The organism is Planococcus chinensis (genome assembly GCF_020071995.1).
In the GTDB taxonomy this organism is placed as follows: domain Bacteria; phylum Bacillota; class Bacilli; order Bacillales_A; family Planococcaceae; genus Planococcus; species Planococcus chinensis_A.
Genome location: NZ_JABWTK010000006.1, coordinates 38,826 through 54,426, shown reverse-complemented (window position 1 = coordinate 54,426; position 15,601 = coordinate 38,826). Strand labels below are relative to the sequence as shown.

Below are 15,601 nucleotides of genomic sequence, written 5' to 3'. Positions count from 1 at the left end.
TTCCTCCTTGAATTTACGGACGGTAATTGTTCATGCCGCCACTTACATTAATAATTTGCTTAAACCCATTTTTCTTTAATAAACCCGCTGCTCTGCTGCTTCGCATTCCACTTTGGCACATCAGGTAAATATCTTTATCTGCGTTCAGTTCATCCAAGCGATTTGGCAATTCGTTGAGCGGAATATTTTTGAATTCCTTGATATGGCCTGCTTTGAACTCTGCAGGTGTTCTGACATCAACGAATTGTTTGCCGAATTTCTTAAGTTCGGGCTTTAGTTCATCTGCAGAAATGGTTTTCACGCCTTTTGCTGGTACCATGGCGCGGTAACCGATAAAGACAATAATAGCACCAATTAAAATCACTAACCAGATATCCATACTATCCCTCTTTTCATTAAATAAATAAATTCACATTTCCGTCCTCTGCATCTGCAAGATAAGCGGCTACTCCAGCGTACGTTACATCATCAAGCAATTCTTCCTCCTTCAGCCCGAGGAGATCCATCGTCATCGTACATGCCACTAAATTAATATCCTGTTCCTGCGCCATTTCAATGAGCTGAGGCATGGTCATGGCATTGTGCTTGCCGATCACTTGCTTGATCATTTTTGGCCCCATGCCGCCCATATTCATATTGGACAATCCCATCTTGTCTGCGCCCCGCGGCATCATTCTGGCAAATTGACGTTCAAGAAAACCTTTCTTTACGACTGGCGGGTTGTCTTTTCGAAGAGCGTTCAATCCCCAAAATGTATGGAAGATGGTCACTTTGTGGTCATAGGCCGCCGCCCCGTTTGCGATGATATAAGCTGCCATCGCTTTGTCGTAATCTCCGCTGAATAAAATAATATTTGTTGATTTTGTTTGTTCCACTGTCTTGTTTCCTCCATTCAATTTACCCCTAGGGGTATATATAATGCTAAATAAAAAATAGGATTTCAATTACCCTTAATACCCTATGGGGTATATTATCATCCAAGAAGAAATTCGTCAACACTTGTTTGACGAATTTTCTCAGCGGCTTTTGACCAGAAGGCTGACTGCATCTTTTACAAGCTTGTCGGTGCTTTCTCCTTTTTCAAGGCTTTCACGGACACATTGTTCCAAGTTTTCGCTGACGATGACACCGATTGCGCGATCTACTGCGCTTCGGACTGCAGACAACTGAGTAACTACATCGCGGCAATCGTCGTTTTCTTCAACCATGCGCAGGACGCCTTTCAGCTGGCCTTCAATCCGTTTGAGCCGGTTTTGGACTTGTTTATCGTATTCCATCGGTTTGGCCCTCCTTTAAAAATTTAAGAAGCTTTCGATACCCTCATCATATACCCCTTTGGGTATATTTTCAACTATATTGCTTTTCTATTTAGAAGCGGGACAATCCCACCGTTTCGATAAAATGCACTCAGAATTTGGAATTGTCCCATACACTTTAAATGTTCGCTGGTATTCTGCTTTTTTTCTTAGATGGATTTATCAATGCAGCCGATTAATCGTTCTTCAATATCCAAAGCGATTTGCTTGATCGACTCATTTTGCACCATTTCGATTAAAGCGCTTGGTTTTGGCATGCCGATTTTCGTCGTTCCCTCTTCTTCATACACTACAATCTTGCATGGCAGGAAATATCCGACCATCAAGTCTTCCGACAGCACCCGGTTCGCTTCCTGAGGATTGCAGACTTCGAGAATGGTAAACGGAGTATCAAAATCTGTGCCTTTTTCCTGAAGTTTTGTTGTCAGATCAAAATTCCAAAGAATCCCGAACTTTTCTGCCTGCAAGTTTTCTGCGAGTGCTTGGACTGCTTCGTCTCTGCCTTTAGTCGTTTCTACTGTGTAGTTGAACATATTAAAAACTCCTCTCTCTTTTATAAGTCTATTCCTACGTATTGTTTCCCTCTTGCCAGCCATTCAATCATCTAGCCGTATAAAATCAATTTCTATTTAGTGGCGACTGTAAAAAATAAGAACGCAATTCCTGCCAGGAACGCTAACCGCTGCGCTGGTCATAGCGAATTCCAAAATGTCTTCATGAAAATCTCCTCCGCCAATTAAACCCCCAGGGGTATTTCTTATGACTAGAATAACTTGAAAGTAATTAAAGAGCAACTGATGTGCTTCTGTTTTCAGTTTTACTCCCCGGACTTTTTACTGCGCATCTGTTTTCTCCATTATCTGCTCAATCTTAAAATAAGAGGAAAGAGAAGTCTTTCTTCCCCCCTCATGCCATTTACGATAATCCTCAAAAACCAAACGGACATCGTTTTGACAACGCTCTTCTACCAAAAACTTAATGGCAAGAAAACTTCTCCAGTAGTCAAACATGATGCTGGATATCCCTCCCTTATATGAAGCGCTTCCGAATTCATCGAGCGATCTTAACCCGTATTCTTCGTTAAATACTTCAACCAGTTCTGTCTCTACTGCAGTTATGGCATTAAATTCGCTATCACTTAACAATAATTTTTTTGGCAAGTACTCGCACATTCCTTCTTCAAACCAGATACTGTCAACCCGTTCCTCGTCAAATTCGTCTATAAACAAGTCGGAGTGGTGCGTTAGTTCGTGGGCCAATATAGTAAATAAAAGATTCTCAGAAAAGTTTTCATAAAAATGCTGAATATGCGGCAGATCTTTTCCATCCAATTGTTCAACCATCAGTTTTCTCCATGCTGTTAAATCCGGAGTTATGTAAATCGTGTCTTCATTCGTGAATGCCGGAATCGGTATTTTGGAAAAAACGGAAGTTGCGAGTTCAGCCGAAGTCCATACAATCGCTTTCGGTGCTTCTGTTAAGGCGAAATTTTCTTCTAGTATTACTTGATAATCATCTAATCGATTTCTGAAGCGTTGAATAAGACTTTCATGCTTCTTATATTCTTCTATCGATTCAAAGGCAAAAATATGTTTCATCACAATAAAACCCTTTCTAAAAAAGCTGTTTTTCTTAAAGAATTCATTTTATCTTTTAACCATCGTCATAAATTCAACATCAGCTGTCCGAAACTTCTTGTCAGGAACAAACCCAAGTTTTTTATACAAGTGAATTGCCCTTTTATTAAATAGCGCAACGGTCAGGCGGATAGGTACGCTTTCATTGTTCTCTTCAATACAATTAATGATGTATGAAGTAAAGGCTGTCCCATACCCTTTCCCGGTAAACTTCGGATTCATCCCAAACCCCATATCGGCAAGAACTTCCTCATATACATCTAGAAGCTCACCGGCCGGAACTCGGGCACTATGCCCGGTGCAGAAAAATCCTGCGAGCTCTCCCGAACTTGCCTGCAAGGCAAAGTATGTTCCATTGAGCCGTTCGGCCATTTCTTCTTCAGTTGTTTCCGTGTTGTAAAAATTGTACGGCGGATCATATTGCCAACTTAAAATTTCTTCAGCCGCCTTACGGTCCATCGGTTTTAACAGTAACTCCATAAGAAAATCTCCTTTGTAAATGCATACACTCAAGCCGTTATCGAACCGCTTTTCTATTCAACTATATCCAATTTCTTCTTTTCCTGCCATTTATTTTCCGAATATTTAGCGTATAATGAAGCTAACCAAAATTCAGGACTCCTCCCTTTCCCCCGGGAGCTGTCCGCCAGCCGAAAGGAATATTCGACATGACCCGTAGTCCAATTTAAATAACCCCATTCATTCAAAACGATTACGAATTGAATTTATGGGGGAATACAATGATGAAACTGAATCGAAATTTCAATTTGCTGCTGACCGGGCAGTCGCTTGCCAATATTGGCGACGTCTTGTACATTGTCAGCGTGATTTACTTAATATTTGAATTGACCGGATCGGCCACGGCTGCCGCTTTCGTACCGTTTACCATTACCGCATCGATGTTTCTGTCGAACACGTTGACGCCATTGCTGATGCAGCGCTTTAATTTGAAATGGCTGCTAACTGGCTCGCAGCTCGGCAAAACCGCCTTGCTGATTTTGCTGGCATCTTTGTTGCCGCAACTCTCTCTTTCCAACTATTACGTACTATTTCCAGTCATCAGTATAGTTGCCTTGCTGGACGGCTGTGCCAACCCTGTGACTCAAACGCTCCTCCCGCATTACGTGAAGAGTGAACAGCTGTTAAAAGCGAATGGCATCACCGAAACAATTACCCAGTCGATCCAAACCGCCATGTGGTTTGTCGGCAGTTCGCTGTTGATTTGGCTCTCAGCAAACGATCTAGTTTGGCTGACAGCGGCTTTGTTTTTCTTTTCGAGCCTGCTTTTATGCGGGTTGGAGTCCGTTAATATCACGCCTTCCAAGGGGCAAAGCAAATGGCAGCAAATCACCCAAGGCTGGCAGACCGTTTCCGCTTCACCTGTACTAAAACGGATTGCCTGGATGGACATACTGGAAACCATTGCCGGCACCGTTTGGATCGCTGCGATTCTTTATGTTTTTGTCAGCGATGCTTTGTCGGCCGGCGAACAATGGTGGGGCTTCATCAACGGCTCTTTCTTTCTTGGATTGATCGCGGGCAGCCTGTTCTGTCTGCACTTTTCGGACCAGATCGAACAAAAGCTCAGCCAGTTCATTTTCATGGGTGCTGTCTCAAGCAGCCTGGCTACGGTTTTCTTCGGTCTTAACAGTTTGCCGCTGCTGGCATTGCTGTTGTCTTTTTTGGTCGGTGTGTTCGGACAGATCAAAAACATTCCGCAGCAAACCGTGGTACAGACAAGTGTACCGAAAACCCAATTGCCGATGGTGTTCACAACGCTCGGCGCAATCGGCACAGGAACCTTCGGTGTCGCTTCCCTCATGATGGGTGTTTTGGCAGATTTATTTGGCATTCGCGGAGTCTTTATCTTGTCGGGTATCTTATTGACTGCGGTCAGTTTGATCGCTTATAAAGGCAGAGTTCTTTTATGGCGGACTGTGCAGGAATAATAGAGGTATATAAAAAGAGACAGCCGTTTTTCAATCGGCTGTCTCCTTTATTTCGTATAAATAGTAAAGGCTTCCTGTCACGAAAACTTCCCTTTTCCAAAGCCTTTAGCTTCACTGTATCCCCCGGATTTAACAGCAATTATTCCAAACACCGATAATGCCCCTGCCATTCCGAATAAGACAGCAAACAGCCTAAAACCAATGGTCGGCGAATCAAATAAGGCATAGCAAGCCAGAAAAGAGATGCTCGCTACGAGCAATAAAATCGCATTTCGTACAGTTCTTCTTCCTCTAAATAACCAGAAAGTCAGCTGAAATATAACAAAAAAGAACGATATTGCCATCGCTAGTGGGAAAAGGGGCTCAAACTTAGCGGCATAGACAAAATGATCAAGAACCCACAGATTGTCTGCATTCGTGAAGCCTTCATTTGCCCAATTCGAAAACACGGCGGTATACCGCCATTCCCGTGGTTCGTCGCGCAATTGCCCTCCTTCGTACCAGCTGATGAGCGCCGCCAGTATGAATACAACAACCGCGCCAATTAGCAGGACAATTTTTTTAAATGCCATATTTCACTCTCCTTTCTACTTACTAATTCCTACGAAATGAAGTGTAAAAAGTTCCATTTATGGCAATTCTTTTGAAAGTAAATGAGGGTTATGCTTTTCACTTGTGTTTGCATTTCAGAAAGCACTAGCTCCCTTCAATGACAAATGTGTAGGACACTTCCCCATCTTTCCAAGCGGCGAGCGCTTCATAAATATAGCGGCCTACCCTAATCGGCATTGGGAATTGAGGATCCTAACTTTCCGGATAGTTTTAGAAGTGAAAAAGCCCCGAAAGAACAAATCGTTCTCTCAGAGCTCTGATTTCATTTATGCGTAAGAATGCAGACCGGCGATGACCAAATTTACGAAAATTTGATTGAAAATGATCGTCCCGAAACCGATGATGGCGAGCCAGGCTGTTTTCTCGCCTGTCCATTCTTTGCCGAGCCGCAAATGAAGAAATGCGGCATAAAATAGGAACGTGATCAATGCCCACACTTCTTTCGGGTCCCAGCCCCAGAAGCGGCTCCAGGCAATCTGCGCCCAAATCATGGCAAAGAACAGGCCGCCGAGTGCAAACAGCGGAAAGCCGATGACCACTGATCGGTATGAAATTTCATCCATCAACGTGGAGCTGACCTTATTGGTAAACGGCTGCAGCAATTGTGCGATTTTTTTGCGTGCAATCAAGCGGATCAGTAAATAGATGACGGAACCTGCCAGGAAAGACCACAAGACCGAATTGGATTTTGCTGCTTCGATGCTGTTTGGAATTCCAAGGAGACCGGCGTAATGGTCTGCCGGTTCGTAATTTCCAGATACTTCTTTAACGGGCACGGATCCAGCGGGCACCACGATGGCAGGCATCGCATAATCGTGCACCTGGATTTCCCCTTGCTGGTTCTCAAACTGGTAGCTGGCACTGTAATCGGTGAGCCGGAACGCTGAAGTCACCAGGATAAATCCGACCACAACGACCAGAAAATACAGCACAAGTTCCAAAAAGAACGAACGTTTTCCCTTTTGGGCAGTGTCTACATTCTTCAGCAAGTAAATCAGCCCGGTCACAAATGACACTGATAGCACTGCACTGGCAGTGGCCACCGTAATGACGTGGATCGTGAGCCAGTGGCTTTGCAATGCCGGAATTAGCGGCGCAACTTCATTGGCAAACATACTGGCATAAGCGATGATCAAAATGGCTACCGGCAGCAAAAACAGTCCTACCACCGGCTGGCGGTACAGGTAGTAAAACACCAAAAAGCTGCCGATCAGCATGATGCCAAAGAACGTCAGAAACTCATTGAGATTGCTGACCGGTGCATGGCCGGAAGCCACCCATCGCAAAATGAAATAATTCAATTGAGCCAAAAAGCCGATAACCGTCAATGCCAAAGCGATTTTGACAGCCGCTTGCTTCCGGGATTTCACGGCGATGCCGAACGGGACAATCGCGATCAAGAAAACAATAAATGAAAAGAACAACGACGAACTGCTTAACGAAATCATGGATTCTGTGGACATAGTTACTCTCCTTTAACATACAATAAATGGATAAATGCATTCTGTTTCATCATAGCATTAATGATGTCATTTAATGTAAGTCAATTGTGTGACGGGCTTTCACGAACGATTTTGTGAATTTGCCTTTTAGTCTTTATATTTTTTCGCCAAAATGTCCTTGCAGGTTATTTCGCTGGAATTTTGACATATCGTATACATTTGTATACAATATGGATAGTTAGGCAATGGATTTATGAGGAGGCATGAGCAATGAAAGAACCGGAAGGCACAAAACCAACCGGCTTTGAAGACTCAAACCGGGAAGAATTCCGGCGCGGCAGAGGCGGACACCGGCGCAAGGAACGCGGAGGCGCCAAAACGTTCAGGCGCGGCAGGGCCCTGGAATTTTTGGCCCGTATGAACACTCGCCGGGATACGTTAAAACAGCAGCTGGAAACGCCGGAATTGCAGACAATCCATCCGGTTCTGGTCGGCGAACTGAAAGCGGTGGATATGGTGATTGCTGAATTTACGCAGCTGTTTGAAATCCATGAAGACGAAATCCATGGAAGTTCTTCCCCGCCACAAAATAATAACGACGAAACTGCCGATAGCGAGTAAATTCAAGAAATAGCAACGAATATTATTGATTGTAAGGCCACAATTCTAAAATGAATGGAGATTAAAATATGTTTATCCAATCCCGTAAAATGACCATCACCGAAGGAAATTCCCACCTGGTGCTTGAGCGCTTCAGCAAACCCGGAATCCTTGAGCAACAAGAAGGGTTTATTGACATGAAAGTATTACAGAAAAAAGTGAGACGCGGCGAAGAAGAAGTGCTGATTCTGGTGACATGGGAATCCGAAGCCCATTGGAAGCAATGGGAAAAAAGCGATGTCCATATCGCAGGCCACAAAGCGAACCTGAACAAACCCAAACCGGCGCATATCCTTAATGTGGAAGTGGCCAAATACGACGTGAAGGCTGTTAAAACAGCGGTTCAAGAAAACTAAGCTCCATTCGAATTCAAAATGGCGCAGGCTCTACCAACATCTTGAAAGATCAGGAGGTTTAGTAATGAAAGAGCAAATGTGGAATGATGTAGATGATTATTTTACAGATAAGCTTCACAACACAGATCCGGTCATGAAAGCCGTGCAGCAAAATAATGCCGATTCCGGATTGCCGGGAATCGATGTTTCAGCGAACCATGGCAAGTTCCTGAGTCTGATGGTGAAAATGACGAATGCCAAAAACGTGTTGGAAATCGGAACGCTCGGTGGCTACAGCAGTATTTGGATGGGGCGCGGCTTGCCGGAAAACGGGCGCATCGTGACACTTGAATACAAAAACGTCCATGCCAAAGTGGCACGCGAAAACATTGAACGCGCGGGATTGTCCGATAAGATCGAAGTCATCGAAGGAGCAGCCCTTGAGACATTGCCGACTTTGAAATCCAAGGGATGGACTTCTTTCGACTTAATTTTCATCGATGCGGACAAACCGAGCTATCCTGAATACTTCAAATGGGCGCTGGAACTCTCCCGTCCTGGCACCGTCATCATTGCCGATAATGTGGTCCGAGGCGGGCGCGTGCTCGATCCGGAAGATCCGACCGGAAAAGCGGTTCGGAATTTTATGGACTTGATGGCAGATGAGAATTTGATCGACGGTACGGCCCTTCAAACGGTCGGCGCGAAAGGTTACGACGGCTTTGCTATCGGCATTGTGAAGTAAGAAGCCCATATCATACAAAAAGACATTCCGGAAGTGGTCCATCCACTTTCCAAGAATGTCTTTTTCACTGCAACTTAAGCAACTTTAGAGGCACTTTTGCTTCGATTTGCCCAAAGCATGATGGGAATTAAAATCAGCGACAACACTCCTCCGCCCAAAGACAAGACAGTATAGCTCCACCCAGCCACTACCATGCCCGACAATACCCCTCCAGAAGCTCCCGACAAAGCGATAAAGACATCTACATTTCCCTGGATCTTCGCACGGTTTGCCGGAACCGTTGAATCAACCACTTTCGTTGTTCCGCTTATCAGCCCAATGTTCCAGCCAATGCCCAGCAAAGCCAGTGCCAGGATTAGGGAAATCAGAGATTCTCCCGGTGCTAAAGCTGCTAAAGCGCCTGCTGCTGCAAGGATACTGCCGGCTGCCACCGACATGGCATTGGCGCCGAATTTATCGACCAGAATGCCTGTAAACAACGAAGGCAGATACATCGCTCCGATATGGATGCCGATCACCAGTCCGATATCTCCAAGATCATGGCCGTAATGCCCCATATGTATCGGGGTCATCGTCATAATCGCAATCATGATCATCTGTGTCAGCACCATGATAGCTGCACCGGCCGCTATCCCTTTCTTGCTGTAGGTTTGAAGTGCATCCTCGGGAACATCTTCTTGTTGATGCTCTTCGCGGTAAGCCTCTATTGCTTTAGCAATCAAAAGCGGATCCGGGCGAAGCCACAGGAAAATCACGAGCCCTGCCACCAGAAACGCTGTCCCTGATAACAGAAACGGTCCGGAAAGTGCGGGAATTCCGATTGATAAAGCAAACTCGCCCATTACGCCGACCAAATTCGGACCGGCAAATGCCCCGAATGCAGCGGACACCATGATAATGCTGACCGCTTTAGCCCGCTGGTTCTTGGCTGCCAAATCCGTTCCGGCATAGCGCGTTTGCAGGTTGGTTGCGGTACCCGCCCCGTAGACCAGCATCGCGACGACTAAAAGCGGGAGATTGTTTACAATCGCGGCAATAACCACTCCCAGCCCACCGAATCCCCCAAGCATAAAACCGGTGGTCAAGCCGATGCGCCGGCCGTAGCGCTGCGACAGCCGGCCGACTAGTATAGCCGTACCGGCGGAGCCGAGCGTAAACAAGGCAATCGGCATCCCAGCATAGGCTGCCGTTCCAAGGATTTGCTGAGCCAACAGAGCCCCTACCGTTATCCCTGCCGCCAATCCCGCCCCGCCAAAAATCTGGGAAAGACTGGCGATAAAAATGACCCGCCGGTATAAGTTCTTCAGTTTTTCCGGTGAATCTATATAGGGTTGGATGGATTGAGCGGTTTTTAGGTTCATTTATTCTCCACCTTCTTTGGCTAACATGCTTTAATAGCTCCTCCATCACATAAAGACTTTGTTCTTCTTTGGGATTATATGCGCATTCTTATTGTTCTTCCATCAGACAGCCGCTTGACTCTTTCCTTTGCAGTGAACATAATCACTCAAAATTTAGGTCGAAAGACATCTTATTAGGATTTATTTTTTCATTATGCTAAACTAAAGTTCTAATAGTATTGGATTCTTCCAGACTTTTCTTAGTCACTTTCCAAAACAGGAAAGGAGACTCCCTATATGAATTACAATAGCTTAAAGATTTTTCTGGAAACAATGTGCGAATACAATACGGTGAAGATCAAACAGGTCTTTACGACGGAAGACGAACAGAGTTTATCTGTTCGCTGTCTGCCCAATACACAGACTTTTGAAATTTCCAATGCCGTTACACAAGAAGTTATTCAATACGATTCGATTGAAAATACAACTGAGTACATCATTTCGTTTTTAGCTTCCTATGAGAAGAGCAAAAACTCCTGATGGTTCAGGGGTTTTTTGGTTAAGAAGCGCAAAATTGGGTAATAATCTATAACTCGTCCTTTTAATGCTTAACCCCTTGGAACAAACTACGTCACAAAAGGAAAGAGCGCGATTGCCATGAAGTTGGAACACATCAAGAATCTTCTGCAGATCTCATGCAATTTCAATACTTCAACCATCAGCCATTCCTTTTCGATTGGCGTAGATGACACGTTGACAGTAAAGTGCCTGAAAGACACGTTCATTCTCGAAGTGACTTCCAGTGAAAACCAGCTTATCGAATATTACACGACTGTCGATGAAGCGGCCGAAGCCCTGCACAAAAGAATTCATGCCAGTAATTTGAACTGACCTCCTTGGAAAAGGAGGTTTTTTTATGTAGCAACCTCAACCAGTTTATGCAGGCCATGATCCATTTCCAATCTTTTTAAAAATTCATCGGACAGAAACATTGGCAAATTCGACATCATAGATAACTTTCCAGCTCCTCTTGTTGCTTTAAATGATGCCGGGCATGCATTTCAACCAGGACATACCATTCTTTCGCATTCAACCAGCCGAATCCGCCATGTTCTACTTTGAAATTCGGATTAATCGCTTCTGATTTCAGTTCCCATTGCATTAACCTTAGTATGACCTCTTCGATTCTGTTCATCAGTTCTTCCTGGCTGGCTGAATTATTTGGCGGAGCATTCATTTCATCGGGCAATCTGATTTTTATAGCCGGAAATCCACCCATTTGAAATAATTTCTCACCAGCAGGCGTTTTGCCGTATGTTTGTTCATCCATTCGTCCGGCACATGCTTCCATACTGTCTAAATACTCATGGCTGACCACAATTAAATGGTCATACATTTGTCCAATGGACCAGACGCCTTTTTCCGGAATATGCCTCAATTGCTCCAAAGAATAATTGGAAAGATCATTTCTGTAGGCAATAAACAGTTCGTAGCCCTTCATCTATTACTTCCTCCCGTCATCCTTGATTCTATAATCTGCAATCGGCTTTTCCAGCATTTCAACCAGGGTGTTATGGATGCTTTTGTTCGTGACTCCTGCAGATGTAAGCAGAAATTTCATCACTCAAACCCCTTTGTTGTATCAGGATGAATTTCAAAAATTCCAGGATTCCAATTAGATTACGGTTTTAATATCTCCCATTCATGAAATACTTTCTGAATAGCTTAAAATTCTAGGTGCTTAAGGTTAATCCCTTCTTTATCAGAGGATCCGGCTGGTTTTTTGGGATGAATTTTTCATTCCATCATTATTTCAAACTTATTCAAGTTTTCCAAATAAAATACTTCCGATTCTTTAGCCAAAATGGTCCCTCCTTTAAACAGCAAGGCTTAGAATACCAGATAAGTTTTGGCTGGTGTTTAAGTGGAGGGTTGAGAAATCGAGATTGATGGTTTTACCTGGCTTATATTAGACTTTCTTTGTACGAATAAAATAACTAAACAGCTACTATTTCTATGTTTATCTATCTGATACTTCTGATAAGTTATTGTTAAAAGGTTTATAAACCTTTTCAGAATGCAGCCTATCACAAAACGGTGCCTCCCCAAAGTTATAACAAATCAACTTTTGGAAGGCACCGTTTCTCTAGCAGGCTATCAAGCCGGCCTAATTCTGAAGTTTTAATGTCATCGCATTGATTGCCACAATGACAGTCGACACGGACATCAGGATTGCGCCAGCTGCAGGAGCTAACGTAATTCCAATGGAAGCTAGGACTCCGGCAGCTACGGGAATCGCAATAAAATTATAACCGGCTCCCCAAACGAGGTTTTGTTTCATTTTACCGGTTGTTTTATTGGCCAATTCGATAAACGATCCGATATCTCCTGGATCTGACTGCGTCAAAATCACATCAGCGGAATCGATGGCGACTTGAGTGCCGGCTCCGACTGCGACACCAACGTCTGCCATCGCAAGGGATGGTGCATCGTTGACGCCATCGCCGACCATGATCACGGTTTGCCCTTTGTTTTTCAGAGATTCGACCAAATCGTATTTATCCTGCGGCGATTGATTGGCTTTGTATTCAATGCCCAGTTCCTCCGCCACGCCCTGCGCGGCCGTTTCATTGTCGCCAGTAGCCATAATCGGTTGAATACCGTTCTGTTTCAATGCCTGTATCAGCGTTTTACTCGTTTCCTTTAATTCATCACCTAATGCAACCGTACCAATCGGTTTCCCGTCTTCAACCAGTATGCTTAATGTGGCTCCTTTTGGAACATCCACCGCAACAGCTTTTGCAAGCGCCTTTTGGCTGATCACTTGGTAGTTGCGTCCATTGGCGTTCCCTTCCACACCGGCACCGGGCACAATACCTATCTTATCGAAGCGGACAGGTTGAATCCCTTGTATCTCAGCGTAATGGACGATCGATTGGGCGATGGGATGGCTCGATCCGCTTTCAATCCCCGCCATAAGGGCTGTGATTTCAGCTTCTGTATATTGGCCATCCAGCGTTTCCATGTTCAATACTTTGAATTCCCCGGTAGTCAACGTACCGGTTTTATCCAGGATCATCACATCGGCTTTATTTGCCAATTCCAGTGCTTCACGGTCTTTCACTAACAATCCGCGGCTTGCACCGAGGCTGGTGCTCCGTGCAATCACTAACGGAATGGCAAGGCCGAGAGCATGCGGACAAGCGATAACCAGCGTTGTGACTGTAAAGAGAATGGCGGTTTGGATATCCGCTATATACAGCCAGACCCCAAATGCTATTACGGCTGCCGCAATGGCGATATAGAATAGCCAGCCGGCTACTTTTTGGGCCAGGTTTTCAGCTCTCGAAGGTTGATTTTGAGCCTGGCCGATCAAGGTTTGGACTTGAGAAATGAACGACCGTTCACCCGTTTCCTGCACCTCAAGATATAAGATGCCTTCACCGTTCGTGGAACCGCCGATCACCTTATCTCCAACCTCTTTTTCAACAGGTTTCGACTCTCCTGTCAGCAATGCTTCATTGATGCGGGAGGCTCCTCGCTTGATGATGCCGTCAGCAGGAATGTTTTCGCCAGCCTGCACCCGTACAAGGTCTCCGGCTTTCAACTCGGTGACTGGGCGTGTCTCAATCGAATCGTCTTCCAAAACCACATGTGCATCTTTCGGCACCAATTCAGCAAGAGATTTTTGTGCGTCCCCTGCTTCACCGACAGCTTTCATTTCAATCCAGTGGCCGAGGAGCATGATCAAGAGCAAAGAAGCGAATTCAAAAAAGAAATCCATAATGTGGGCGCCGGTCGCATAGCGGGCCAACACTGCATAAATACTATACAGATATGAGACGGATAACCCTAAAGAGATAAGGGCCATCATGCCCGGAGTTTTCTGCTTGAATTCGCCTATCGCACCTTGAAAGAAGGGTTTCCCCCCGTAAAGCAATAAAATGGTTGCCAACACAGCGGCCAAAATATCCGAGTACGCAAAAGTGAATTGGAAAGGCAGCCGAACGTCCATCATCGGCGACAAAACCAGGATGATCATCCCTAAGGGTAGTGACTTCAGAAATATTTCTTTGAAGTTCCCGTGATGTTGATGGTGGTCATGTTCACCGTGATTATGATGCTCGGCAGATTCACTGTGGCCATGAATCCCTTCTTCCACTTGCACTTCGTGATGGACATGCCCGACGTGTTTAGAATGATCCATCGTAACGTGATTCTCATGTTCCTGCTGCGAATCAAGATGGTTGCTTTCAAACTTCGTCATATCTAACGCCTCCTCTAAATACAGCCTAGGGGTATATTTTTCTTAAAAATAAAAAGTACTGTTCAGCACTCTTAAACGACACTGTATCCTTTTTCTTCGATTATTTCCTTATTCCTCCTAAGGTTTACTTCCTCATAGTCAATATATCTATTGGACGTATACTACTTATTCTCCCCCCTCTTCTATTTGGCCACTATGGCATTTATTCCTCTGCAAGAATTTGTGCCAATTCAGGCGTACGGACAAATATGAGCGACAGGAAAGCGGTCCCGATTTTTCATAACCCCGATATCGCTCAGCATCGGTTCGCCGCATCCGACCGCACAGCCCGTATAAGCCGCCTTTAACGTTACGGGGACTGGCTTTCCGGCAATGCGGCGATTCAACTCTTTTGCCACCGGCATTCCTTCCGCTTCTTCCCCTTCACAGAAATTGCAGGTCCTTAAACTTTTGACATAATTGCCGCCCGGATAACAGGCAAGTCCGACCTTTGTAAATTCTTCGATGACTTCTTCCTGTTTATCTGCGGAAACTTCAACGTAAAGCTGCTGGAAAGTCGTTAGCTCCAGCTCCTCATCCTCTTCCATATATTTTGAAATAGCCATCAGCTGTTTGGCGTTAAGTTTGGCACCGAATCCGATGCCGCCATTAACGGCAAATTTCATTTTCCCCTGTTTTTCCATCTGCATTTCCCTCTCTTCCATGATTTATTTCTGCAAATTTTCAAAGCAGCAATAATTTCAAACTGTCTTATACACGCACAGGGTATATACAAGTGCAAAAAATTGCACCGCCATGATTTTGACGATCTCCGCTGCGGAACTTCCCTTTACTTTCAGGTAATCCAGCAACTTCTCAAAAACAATATACTATACCCCCCTAAAGTATGTAAAGGGATTAAGAATTTTTCTGAAAAAATTGCTGCCTTTTTGGATTTTCAACTGGATGGACTGCTTTTAATTTGGTGAAAAGACAGACGACAAGGCAATGAAACAGAATTTAGGTAGATCTACCCCCGTCATACAGCTACTCGATGATAACGTTAAACCATTACCAGAAATTATTTTAAATGCAAAAAAGGGCGACAACTGCTTTGCAGGATGCCCTTCACTGAATATGGATCAATTTCATTGCTGACGCCTTTTTCTTTAGAAAAGTGATGGAACTAAGAAAAAGTATGTTCCGATTATTGTAATTCACTTTGCTCTACTTGTTCATAAACTTGAGTTAAAGAAACGCTGGATTCCTTTGCTGCGGATCCATCGGTTGTAAATTTAAGCTCCATATTAAATTTCTTT

17 protein-coding genes and 1 pseudogene are annotated in these 15,601 nt (G+C 44.6%); 6 read left to right on the top strand and 12 right to left on the bottom strand.

Going from position 1 to position 15,601, the window contains the following annotated elements; all coding sequences use genetic code 11:
- Positions 1 to 13 precede the first annotated feature (13 nt).
- The 6 genes from HU147_RS11170 to HU147_RS11145 form a co-directional block, all read right to left on the bottom strand.
- Complete coding sequence (locus tag HU147_RS11170; RefSeq protein WP_224076305.1) at positions 14 to 379, bottom strand: rhodanese-like domain-containing protein; 366 nt, start codon at positions 377 to 379, stop codon at positions 14 to 16.
- A gap of 16 nt (positions 380 to 395) precedes the next feature.
- On the bottom strand, positions 396 to 875 hold the full coding sequence (locus HU147_RS11165) for a DsrE/DsrF/DrsH-like family protein (RefSeq protein WP_224076304.1): 480 nt from the start codon (positions 873 to 875) through the stop codon (positions 396 to 398).
- Between the two features lie 141 nt (positions 876 to 1,016).
- Positions 1,017 to 1,277, bottom strand: a complete 261-nt coding sequence (locus HU147_RS11160) for a metal-sensitive transcriptional regulator (protein ID WP_224076303.1) — start codon at positions 1,275 to 1,277, stop codon at positions 1,017 to 1,019.
- 188 nt (positions 1,278 to 1,465) lie between these two features.
- On the bottom strand, positions 1,466 to 1,849 hold the full coding sequence (locus tag HU147_RS11155) for a DUF302 domain-containing protein (protein ID WP_224076302.1): 384 nt from the start codon (positions 1,847 to 1,849) through the stop codon (positions 1,466 to 1,468).
- A gap of 300 nt (positions 1,850 to 2,149) precedes the next feature.
- Positions 2,150 to 2,914 (bottom strand): hypothetical protein, encoded by a 765-nt coding sequence (locus HU147_RS11150; RefSeq protein WP_224076301.1) that lies wholly within the window; start codon positions 2,912 to 2,914, stop codon positions 2,150 to 2,152.
- A gap of 48 nt (positions 2,915 to 2,962) precedes the next feature.
- On the bottom strand, positions 2,963 to 3,433 hold the full coding sequence (locus tag HU147_RS11145) for a GNAT family N-acetyltransferase (RefSeq protein WP_224076300.1): 471 nt from the start codon (positions 3,431 to 3,433) through the stop codon (positions 2,963 to 2,965).
- 263 nt (positions 3,434 to 3,696) lie between these two features.
- Between HU147_RS11145 and HU147_RS11140 the strand changes: the two genes are divergently transcribed.
- Positions 3,697 to 4,902, top strand: coding sequence for an MFS transporter (locus tag HU147_RS11140; RefSeq protein ID WP_224076299.1), 1,206 nt, complete (start codon positions 3,697 to 3,699; stop codon positions 4,900 to 4,902).
- 77 nt (positions 4,903 to 4,979) lie between these two features.
- On the opposite strand, the gene HU147_RS11135 is transcribed toward HU147_RS11140, so the two are convergent.
- Together HU147_RS11135 and ccsB are read right to left on the bottom strand one after the other, a co-directional pair.
- The gene (locus HU147_RS11135; protein ID WP_224076298.1) at positions 4,980 to 5,474 is read right to left on the bottom strand and encodes a DUF4306 domain-containing protein; all 495 of its coding nucleotides are present in this window, start codon (positions 5,472 to 5,474) and stop codon (positions 4,980 to 4,982) included.
- A gap of 306 nt (positions 5,475 to 5,780) precedes the next feature.
- The gene (gene ccsB, locus HU147_RS11130; RefSeq protein WP_317985515.1) at positions 5,781 to 6,977 is read right to left on the bottom strand and encodes a c-type cytochrome biogenesis protein CcsB; all 1,197 of its coding nucleotides are present in this window, start codon (positions 6,975 to 6,977) and stop codon (positions 5,781 to 5,783) included.
- 249 nt (positions 6,978 to 7,226) lie between these two features.
- On the opposite strand from ccsB, the gene HU147_RS11125 reads away from it, so the two are divergent.
- The 3 genes from HU147_RS11125 to HU147_RS11115 all read left to right on the top strand — a co-directional run bounded on the left by HU147_RS11125 (position 7,227) and on the right by HU147_RS11115 (position 8,696).
- Complete coding sequence (locus tag HU147_RS11125; RefSeq protein ID WP_224076297.1) at positions 7,227 to 7,577, top strand: hypothetical protein; 351 nt, start codon at positions 7,227 to 7,229, stop codon at positions 7,575 to 7,577.
- Between the two features lie 68 nt (positions 7,578 to 7,645).
- A complete protein-coding gene (locus HU147_RS11120) occupies positions 7,646 to 7,972 on the top strand; it encodes an antibiotic biosynthesis monooxygenase family protein (protein WP_224076296.1) in 327 nt (108 codons plus the stop codon).
- A 64-nt stretch (positions 7,973 to 8,036) separates the two neighbouring features.
- Entirely contained in the window at positions 8,037 to 8,696 is a 660-nt protein-coding gene (locus HU147_RS11115) for an O-methyltransferase (protein ID WP_224076295.1), read from the top strand.
- 74 nt (positions 8,697 to 8,770) lie between these two features.
- Here the strand turns inward: HU147_RS11115 and HU147_RS11110 are convergent, their stop codons facing one another.
- Positions 8,771 to 10,057, bottom strand: coding sequence for an MFS transporter (locus HU147_RS11110; RefSeq protein ID WP_224076294.1), 1,287 nt, complete (start codon positions 10,055 to 10,057; stop codon positions 8,771 to 8,773).
- Between the two features lie 276 nt (positions 10,058 to 10,333).
- Between HU147_RS11110 and HU147_RS11105 the strand changes: the two genes are divergently transcribed.
- Both HU147_RS11105 and HU147_RS11100 read left to right on the top strand, forming a co-directional pair.
- Positions 10,334 to 10,576 carry a hypothetical protein gene (locus HU147_RS11105; RefSeq protein ID WP_224076293.1) on the top strand — a complete coding sequence of 81 codons (243 nt, stop codon included), beginning with the start codon at positions 10,334 to 10,336 and terminating at the stop codon, positions 10,574 to 10,576.
- 117 nt (positions 10,577 to 10,693) lie between these two features.
- A complete protein-coding gene (locus tag HU147_RS11100) occupies positions 10,694 to 10,927 on the top strand; it encodes a hypothetical protein (RefSeq protein ID WP_224076292.1) in 234 nt (77 codons plus the stop codon).
- A 115-nt stretch (positions 10,928 to 11,042) separates the two neighbouring features.
- Here the strand turns inward: HU147_RS11100 and HU147_RS11095 are convergent, their stop codons facing one another.
- The 3 genes and pseudogenes from HU147_RS11095 to HU147_RS11080 form a co-directional block, all read right to left on the bottom strand.
- A complete protein-coding gene (locus HU147_RS11095; RefSeq protein WP_224076291.1) occupies positions 11,043 to 11,537 on the bottom strand; it encodes a DinB family protein in 495 nt (164 codons plus the stop codon).
- Between the two features lie 666 nt (positions 11,538 to 12,203).
- Positions 12,204 to 14,303: a copper-translocating P-type ATPase gene (locus tag HU147_RS11085; protein WP_224076290.1), complete on the bottom strand. Its 2,100-nt coding sequence runs from the start codon at positions 14,301 to 14,303 to the stop codon at positions 12,204 to 12,206.
- 260 nt (positions 14,304 to 14,563) lie between these two features.
- A pseudogene (locus HU147_RS11080) lies at positions 14,564 to 14,986 on the bottom strand (nitrite reductase); the annotation flags it as partial.
- Positions 14,987 to 15,601 lie beyond the last annotated feature (615 nt).

Excerpts from the sequence above, each read along its gene's own strand:
- HU147_RS11150 (WP_224076301.1), bottom strand. The coding sequence starts at position 2,914 with ATGAAACATATTTTTGCCTTTGAATCGATAGAAGAATATAAGAAGCAT.
- HU147_RS11095 (WP_224076291.1), bottom strand. The coding sequence starts at position 11,537 with ATGAAGGGCTACGAACTGTTTATTGCCTACAGAAATGATCTTTCCAAT.
- HU147_RS11170 (WP_224076305.1), bottom strand. The coding sequence starts at position 379 with ATGGATATCTGGTTAGTGATTTTAATTGGTGCTATTATTGTCTTTATC.
- HU147_RS11125 (WP_224076297.1), top strand. The coding sequence starts at position 7,227 with ATGAAAGAACCGGAAGGCACAAAACCAACCGGCTTTGAAGACTCAAAC.
- HU147_RS11100 (WP_224076292.1), top strand. The coding sequence starts at position 10,694 with ATGAAGTTGGAACACATCAAGAATCTTCTGCAGATCTCATGCAATTTC.
- HU147_RS11110 (WP_224076294.1), bottom strand. The coding sequence starts at position 10,057 with ATGAACCTAAAAACCGCTCAATCCATCCAACCCTATATAGATTCACCG.
- HU147_RS11140 (WP_224076299.1), top strand. The coding sequence starts at position 3,697 with ATGAAACTGAATCGAAATTTCAATTTGCTGCTGACCGGGCAGTCGCTT.
- HU147_RS11155 (WP_224076302.1), bottom strand. The coding sequence starts at position 1,849 with ATGTTCAACTACACAGTAGAAACGACTAAAGGCAGAGACGAAGCAGTC.
- HU147_RS11105 (WP_224076293.1), top strand. The coding sequence starts at position 10,334 with ATGAATTACAATAGCTTAAAGATTTTTCTGGAAACAATGTGCGAATAC.
- ccsB (WP_317985515.1), bottom strand. The coding sequence starts at position 6,977 with ATGTCCACAGAATCCATGATTTCGTTAAGCAGTTCGTCGTTGTTCTTT.
- HU147_RS11085 (WP_224076290.1), bottom strand. The coding sequence starts at position 14,303 with ATGACGAAGTTTGAAAGCAACCATCTTGATTCGCAGCAGGAACATGAG.
- HU147_RS11160 (WP_224076303.1), bottom strand. The coding sequence starts at position 1,277 with ATGGAATACGATAAACAAGTCCAAAACCGGCTCAAACGGATTGAAGGC.
- HU147_RS11120 (WP_224076296.1), top strand. The coding sequence starts at position 7,646 with ATGTTTATCCAATCCCGTAAAATGACCATCACCGAAGGAAATTCCCAC.
- HU147_RS11115 (WP_224076295.1), top strand. The coding sequence starts at position 8,037 with ATGAAAGAGCAAATGTGGAATGATGTAGATGATTATTTTACAGATAAG.
- HU147_RS11135 (WP_224076298.1), bottom strand. The coding sequence starts at position 5,474 with ATGGCATTTAAAAAAATTGTCCTGCTAATTGGCGCGGTTGTTGTATTC.
- HU147_RS11145 (WP_224076300.1), bottom strand. The coding sequence starts at position 3,433 with ATGGAGTTACTGTTAAAACCGATGGACCGTAAGGCGGCTGAAGAAATT.